Source organism: Clostridium sp. BL-8 (genome assembly GCF_002006495.1).
Taxonomy (GTDB): Bacteria; Bacillota; Clostridia; order Clostridiales; family Clostridiaceae; genus Clostridium.
In genome coordinates this window covers 1-8235 of the sequence record NZ_LZZL01000144.1, presented here as the reverse complement: position 1 = coordinate 8235, position 8235 = coordinate 1, and the positions used below count along the sequence as shown (strand labels likewise).

Below are 8235 nucleotides of genomic sequence, written 5' to 3'. Positions count from 1 at the left end.
TTGATTTTCTACATTTAACATTTAGATATTTACTTAGCAGATAGACATCCTAAATGTAATTTTATTATTGCAACATATATATGAAATGTGAAAAAGCAAGGTTACAAATATAACTCTTGCTTTTAACTTAAATTTTATAGTACTTCAAATTCCTTCTCCAAAGAAAATGAATATAGATACTTATATTTAACTGCTTTTCCTGTCATTTTAAATATGGCATTACTATAATACTCTAATTGTTTAATATATTTCTGCTTAAATTCTTCTTCCTCGCCTTCTTTTACAAAATCCGTTTTATAATCCAAAAGAATAAGCTCTCCATTATATTCAAAAAAACAATCAATTATTCCCTGCAATCTAACATTCTCATCTTTATATTTATCATCTAAAGTTTTATCTACCTCTAAACTGCTTATTTCAGTATAAAATGGTACTTCTCTATAGATTTTTTCTCCTCTTTTATTTATTTCAAGAATTTTGCTTCCTAAATTAGATTTGAAAAAATTCAATATTTTATAAGGATTTATTGCTTTTAACTCTTCCTTAAGTAGAAATTCTTCTTCAAATAATTTTTGTAGCTGTTCACTAATTTCCGTTACAGATGAAACTCTATTAAAATCTATTTTCTTCATTGCAAAGTGAACTGCCGTACCCCTTTCAGATGGGGTTAATCCCTTTTTTTCTTGAAGAAATTTAGGAGTTGTTATAATCTTTTCCCTGTAAGTTTCTTCAGTATCATAATTTTCTTCTTCATTTCTTCTCTTTAAATCTGAAACTGAAATATTACTTTTAAGAGTAGTTAATGCCTTTAACTGATACTCATATGATAGTCTCCTATTTATCTCCTCATTAACGGCTTGATCATTTAAATTTACATATGCCATTGAGTCAAACTGATCTTCTTCATTTTCACTATCTGAATCAGATTTAATAATTAGATCATTTTTATTCCAAAAATTTATTTCCCATTTGGATATATCATCACTTAATCCCTCACATGAGACTCCTATTTTTTCATTAAATACATTTCCTGCATTATGATGACACAATGCCATGCAAATCCAATCTAAATATGATCTCCCTTTTAATACTTCAGAAGGTAAAATTCTGACTTTCTCTAAAGATGCTGAATTTATCCATCTTTCTACTGATTTCTCAATATTGGCAGTTGTACCGGTAATGATTAACTTTTCCTTTGCTCTAGTACATGCCACATAAAGTATTCTCATTTCTTCTGATAATGTTTCGAGTTTCATTTTCTTTTTTATAGATTCCTTAGCTAATGTTCCAATGCTAAATCTTTTTTCTAAATCTACAAATTCAGGTCCAAATCCTAAATCTTCATGATATACTATGTCCTTATTTAAGTCCATCAAATTAAAGTTTTTACCAATTCCACATAAGAATACTACTGGAAACTCCAGTCCTTTACTTTTATGAATACTCATAATTCTAACTACATCTTCATTTTCCCCTAGTATTTGGGCACTTCCCATGTCTCCAGAAGATTTCTTAAGCTTATTTATAAAATTTATAAAATTAAATAATCCCTTAAAACTTGTTTTTTCAAATTGTCTTGCTCTTTGAAATAATATTCTTAAATTTGCTTGTCTTAATACACCATTAGGCATAGCCCCAACATATCCATAATAAGCAGTATCCATATATAAGTACCATATGAATTCATCAATTGCCATATAAATTGATTTTTTTCTCCACTTATCAATATTATCAATTAAATATTTACACTTATTTATTAACTCTTTTGAATACTGTCCTTCTCCAGATTCAAAATCTGTCTTGCTTATACACTTTATATTCTCATAAAAGTAACTTTCTTTATTTACTAGCCTCACTTCACTTATCTCCTCTGCTGAAAAACTGATAATTGGAGATCTCATTATTGCTATCATCGGAATATCCTGCATTGGATTATCAATTATTTTTAATAAAGAAATTATTGTTCTAATCTCAATAGATTCAAAATATCCTGATCCTGTATCTGCATATACTGGAATTCCTTCATTCCCTAATTCATCTAGTAGTGTTTCAGACCAATTCTTTGTTGCCCTGAGAAGAATTACAATATCTCTATATTTTAATGGTCTATATTCTCCAGTTTCTTTATCTAGAACATTAAATGTTTTCTCTCCACTTTGTGACATTAATTCTCTAATCTTTCTTGCCACAACTCTTCCCTCTAAAGCAACATTACTTATTTCTTCTTGATCATCTTCAATATCTTCTGCTGCTTCTTCTTCATGATTTTTATCCACTATATTGACCTCTATTGATCCGCCAGTAATTACATTATCTTGGGTTACTTCCTTATAACTAGCACCTAAGTTTAGTGCTTCTTCATCTGTATATTCTAGCTCTCCAACAGTTTCAGACATTAGCTGCTTAAACAGATAATTTACACCATCTATAACTTCTTTTCTGCTTCTAAAATTTTTATATAGCTGAATCTTTCTGTTATTACCTTGATCTATCTGATAAGTATTATATTTTTCAATAAACAATTCAGGTTTTGCCTGCCTAAATCTATATATACTTTGTTTCACATCACCAACCATAAACACGTTAGGATTATCAAGCTCTTTTCTGGATACTAAATTTATTATTGTTTCCTGTACATTATTTGAATCTTGATACTCATCCACAAGTACCTCATCAAAATATTCTTTGAATTCTACAGCTACTTTAGATGGTATTATGTTATTATCTTCATCATAATCAATTAATACTTTTAAACATAAATGTTCCAAGTCATTAAAATCTAATATATTTCTTTCTCTTTTTCTTTTTCTGAATCTTTCATCAAACTCTAGAACAATTTCTGTTAACTTTTTAATATATGGATATGAACCTTTAATATTAAGTAGCATTTGCTCTGGAGTTACTGAAAACGTATTATTAATTAATTCAGATATTTTCTTCTTAATATCGTCTCTTATTTTTTTTACAAGGCTTTGAGAACTTTCATCTGAAACTTTATCTTTTTTAATAGTTTTCAATCTAGAAAAACTTATGCACAATAATGAGTTGTAAATTGCCTCAAGCCCATTATCAGTAGATTCGTAAGCTTTTTTTATATCTATTAGTTCATTTGTAAAATTATCTAAATATGCTTCTAAACCATCTATCTTATTAATTATTTCAATGGCTTTTTCCATCATTTTAATATGGCCTTGAATTTCAATTCTAATACTTTCAATAAGAACTTTTACCCATTTTGTCTGATTCAGTTCTTCTAATGTATTGATATTGAAAATTTCCGCATTTTCATTAAGCCATTTTTCAGGCCATGGACCTGACATAGTAAAATTATATAAATCTAAAACTAAATCCCTAAGGTTATTATCATTCTTATAGCTGCTAAATGCTTCAACCAGATTAATAAATTCAGTATCCTCTTCATCATATTTATCTTCAAAAAGTTCTTCCATAACTTCACTTTTAATTAATATACCTTCCGTTTGATCTCCAATTCTAAAAGATGGGTCTAAATCTATTCTATGATAGTTATTTTTTATTACATCTAAACAAAATGAATGCATTGTAGTGATATTAGCTCTATTTAATAATGTTAGCTGTTTTTGAAGATTCTTGGAATTAGGTTTTCTTTCTAACTCTTTTGATATGGCATCAGCAATTCTCTCTCTCATTTCTGCTGCTGCTGCATTAGTAAATGTCACAACTAATAATTTATCTATATCAACTGGATTCTCATCATTTGTAATTATTCTAATAATTCTCTCTACCAATACAGCAGTTTTACCAGAACCTGCTGCTGCTGCAACTAAAAGATTGCAATTTCTTGTTTCAATTGCACTTAACTGTTCCTTAGTCCATTTTGTTTCTCCCATATATTAATCTCTCCTATCACTATCTAAAGCTGTTCAAATTATAATTTAGTAATTATAGACTATAAGCTATTTTAATAAAACATTCTCACGAATCATTTTCTTCTCGTAAACAACTTATAGAACTTTTTATATTGTTCCAAATTTCATTTGAAGATTTCTTTGAAACTATCTTATATTTATTATCCTTTATTGTCGTATCAAACTGACATATTGACGAAAAATCACAATATTCACAATATGTTCTATTGGCATTTTTAATTGGTTGTATTTTAATTTCTCCACTCAGCATCTCTTCACATAAATCTATCATTTTTTTATTAACGTACTCTCTAAGTAATATAAATTCTTCTTCTGTAACTACGTCACTATTAGATTTAAAATCTCCATCATTTTTAAATGCAGCTGGTATAATTAATGAATATCCATCAATATCCTTATCCATCGCTCTAACAACCCTAGCATCCTTTAAAACTAATCCTCTCATTTTCAAAGCACTTAGGACCTCTTCTTGTACCTGTTCTGTTGTCATTTCTTTATTTCCCTTTATTATAGGGTCATCTATTTTAAAATATAATATAGCACCAGGCTTCACTTGCTTTTTTAATATATATTTAGAATTTTTAATAAGAGCATCTAAATAAACTAATAGTTGCATTTGTAATCCATTATAAAGTTCATTTAAATCAAGTTTATTAGAACCAGTCTTATAATCTACAACTCTAATATAAGTTTCTCCATCTAAATCCAATGTATCTATTCTATCTATTCTTCCTTGAAGATATACTTTTTCTTTTGAGCTTAATTCTAATGTTATGGCTTCCCCTGATCTATAGTCTCCAAAATTAAATTCTGTTTTGAATACTTCAAATTCACCTTTTCCTATTTGATTTGCAATAACTGAGACAGATTTAGAGATTACCCTTTTAAACCTTTGAGCTAAATATCTAAACTTTTTTGAACTATTTAATATAGAGTTATCGTCAGAAATTAATTTTTTATCAATAAGACTAGACACTATATCTTTGCACTTCTCATTGTTTAATTCAGACCACAGAATACCCTCTTCTCTAATTTTATTCGTAAATGAATCTAACATTTCATGTACAAATGACCCTAAATCTGGTGGTGTAAATTCGTATACTTTTCTGTTTTTAGCTTTAAGTCCATATTGAACAAAATATGAAAATGGACATTCAGCATACTTTTCCAATCTTGAAACACTAAATACTAACTTTCCCATGTCATTTTGATAAAGCTTTTTAAGCTTACTTCGAGCAATCTTATCACCTACATTAGAATATTCAAGACCTTTAAAGATGCTCTTAACCTTTTCCTTAAACTCTTCCTTCTCACTAAACCAACTATATACGTCTGGCCAATATTCTTCTACATCTTCTTTATCAAAATCCTTTCTCATCGCAAGTATAAGTTCATTAAATGTTGGAATTGGAGTATTAATTTTATTAAACTTATCTTTTTCATTACCTAAATCATAAATATCACTTTCTTCTACTAATCCAGGTAATATTTTTTTGATTCTAGGTATCACTATAGATGGTCTTAATGATTTACCTTCAAAATCAGACATAGGATACGATAATAATAAATATTCACTACTTATTGTTAATGCTATATATAGTAAATATTGCTCCTCAAATACCTTTCTCCTGGTTGTTGATGATAAACTTACACCTATTTCACTTAATATTCCCCTATCTCTATCTGATAGTATTCCTTCTTCCTTTTTAGATGCTGGCAGTACACCATCATTTATTCCTACTATATAAAGAACCTTCACATCTCTACCTTTAATTCTTGCTATATCTCCAATATTAACCTGATCTAAAGCAACTGGTATAACTCCAATTTCCTCATTTGAAAACCCTGAATTTAATATTTTAAAAAATTCAAAGCTATCTAATTTCTCATCTCCAATTACATCCACTGCCTGATCTAAAATTTCTATAACTATCCCTTCAACTTGACTATATTCCTTAACTTTATCTTCTAAACCAATTTCCTCAAAAGCTTCTATCCATTCATTTATTCTCTCAAAAGCTTTTAAGTTAACTAAAAACTCATAAATCGCCGTACATATATCTATAACATTATGCTTTCCGTATATTTTATTATGAAAAGTTATTAAAGGAATTCTTATTTCCTCCATAATTTCAGATATTAATATTTTCTCATCCGTTAATTCTTCATTATTATTAAACCATTTTTCATTAATTATCTCTTCTACAGTCCACTTATATCCTTTTACTCCATGCTCAAGCACAAAGTTTTCTAAAATATCTATATATGAATTATCTATACCAGTTAATCCACTTTTCAAATATTTAAATACACTCTCATAAGACCAATTTTTAAATAAAATTTCAAAAGCTGAACTTATAAGTACTATTAATGGATTACTTAACAACTGAATCTTTTTATCTAAGAAATACGGTATATCGTAATCTTTAAATATTACTGATATTATTTTTTGATAATCATCTATATTTCTGCAAACAACAGATATATCTTTATATCTATATCCTTTATCCCTTACAAGTTCAATAATGCTTCTCGCTACTCGCTCAATCTCATCATAAATATTATTTGCTTTATATAGTGCTACATTATTACACTTACCGCTATATTCAGTAAATGGATAAGTAAAGAAATACTTTTCAATGTGTCTAAGTTCCGTATTATTTTTAAATCTGTATGGTGTAGTATTATTTAAATAAATAGGCCTATCATAAGCTATGTTATTATCCTCTATTATCTTCAATATCTTATTTTCTGTGTTTTTTACTATATTAAATACATCAGTTATATCTTCATACTTATCATCTAAAGATTTACTACTATCCATACAAAGAGTTATATTTACTCTCTTACATCTCTTTGCTAACAATCTTATAATTTCTAATTGCTGAGGTGTAAAACTATTAAATTCATCTATCCATACTTCTGAATCTACATATGCGTCAGATTCTGATAACTTTTTTTCTAGTAATGTTAATTCATCATCTCCATCAATATAATTTTCATGCATCTTTAAATTAAATGCTTCATAGACTACTGCTAATTCCTTGATTTTTTGTGCTAATTCATAATCATTTATTTTTCCACTTAATGCTTGCAGACTATCAATATTAACATTGTATTTCTTAAATTCAGAGATTACTTCAGAGATTACTTTATTGAATCCTTGCTCTCCTGATATTTTCTTGAAATAATCTAAAGAATCTATCGTTTCATTTAGCACTCTATGAATTAACATGTTTCGTCCAGACTCTTTTATTATTTCTTTGACACGTCCACCATATTTTTCAAAAATTTCATGTGCCATTTTCTTAAAACTTAATACTTCGGTTCTTAAAAAAGCACGTTCTCCAATAGCTTTTAAGATTTTGTTTTCTGTAGTGAATGTATATTGCTCTGGAACTAATAAAATTAATTTGTTCTCTCCTATTCCCTCACCTATTTTAACTTTTATATCATTAATACAAAATTGACTTTTTCCAGTCCCTGCTCTTCCATAAATAAATCTTATACTCATATGTGCTATACCTCACCTTTTAAATATCTGTTAATTCTTTTTTACCTATTCCCATAATTATAGTATCAACATATCTACCATTTATATAAACTTTATTTCTCTTTATTCCTTCTTCTAAAAATCCGCATTTCTTATAGCAATTTACTGCTCTTAAATTATACTTTATAACTTCTAACTCAACTCTTATAGCATCTAATTTTCCAAACAAATATCGTATAAGCGTCTTTATAGCATCCTGTCCATATTTCTTTCCCCAATACATGCTTCCAATTGTTATCCCAATAGAATATATTCCTTTACAATCATTACTCTCATTATATGTTATAAATCCAACTAAAACATTCTTTTCATTTATTATACCCAGCGCCTTCCTTAAACTTTTACTGCCACTTTGTATATCATTAGGTATAGTATTATATAACTTAACATTTTCATCATTAAATAGTTTATATAATATCAAAATATCTTTCTTTTGTAATGCTCTCAAATATACATTATAACCTTTAAGCATGATTCACCTTCTTTAACAAATTGGAGTACTAACTTAATTATAATATTTTAGTTCCAAAATTTAAATTTATTGTGCCAAATTTTAACTATATTTATTAAATGTATATGTTACAATTAATTTTCTACATTTTATCTTATGGCATTTACTAGTCCACAAATGCTTTTAATTTAATTTTATTATTGCAATATATATGTTTGTATTACGATTTTTTGAACAACAAAAAAACATCTAACATAATGTTAGATGTTTTGGCGGAGGATCCGGGATTTGAACCCGGGCGCCAGTTACCCGACCTACGCCCT

3 protein-coding genes are annotated in these 8235 nt (G+C 27.8%); all 3 read right to left on the bottom strand.

The genetic code is table 11. The features are described from left to right. Positions 1 to 134 precede the first annotated feature (134 nt). The 3 genes from addA to CLOBL_RS25985 all read right to left on the bottom strand — a co-directional run bounded on the left by addA (position 135) and on the right by CLOBL_RS25985 (position 7933). Entirely contained in the window at positions 135 to 3869 is a 3735-nt protein-coding gene (addA, locus tag CLOBL_RS25995) for a helicase-exonuclease AddAB subunit AddA (RefSeq protein ID WP_077861650.1), read from the bottom strand. An 85-nt stretch (positions 3870 to 3954) separates the two neighbouring features. Continuing rightward, positions 3955 to 7422: a helicase-exonuclease AddAB subunit AddB gene (gene addB, locus CLOBL_RS25990; protein ID WP_077861649.1), complete on the bottom strand. Its 3468-nt coding sequence runs from the start codon at positions 7420 to 7422 to the stop codon at positions 3955 to 3957. 19 nt (positions 7423 to 7441) lie between these two features. Beyond that, the gene (locus CLOBL_RS25985; RefSeq protein ID WP_077861648.1) at positions 7442 to 7933 is read right to left on the bottom strand and encodes a GNAT family protein; all 492 of its coding nucleotides are present in this window, start codon (positions 7931 to 7933) and stop codon (positions 7442 to 7444) included. Positions 7934 to 8235 lie beyond the last annotated feature (302 nt).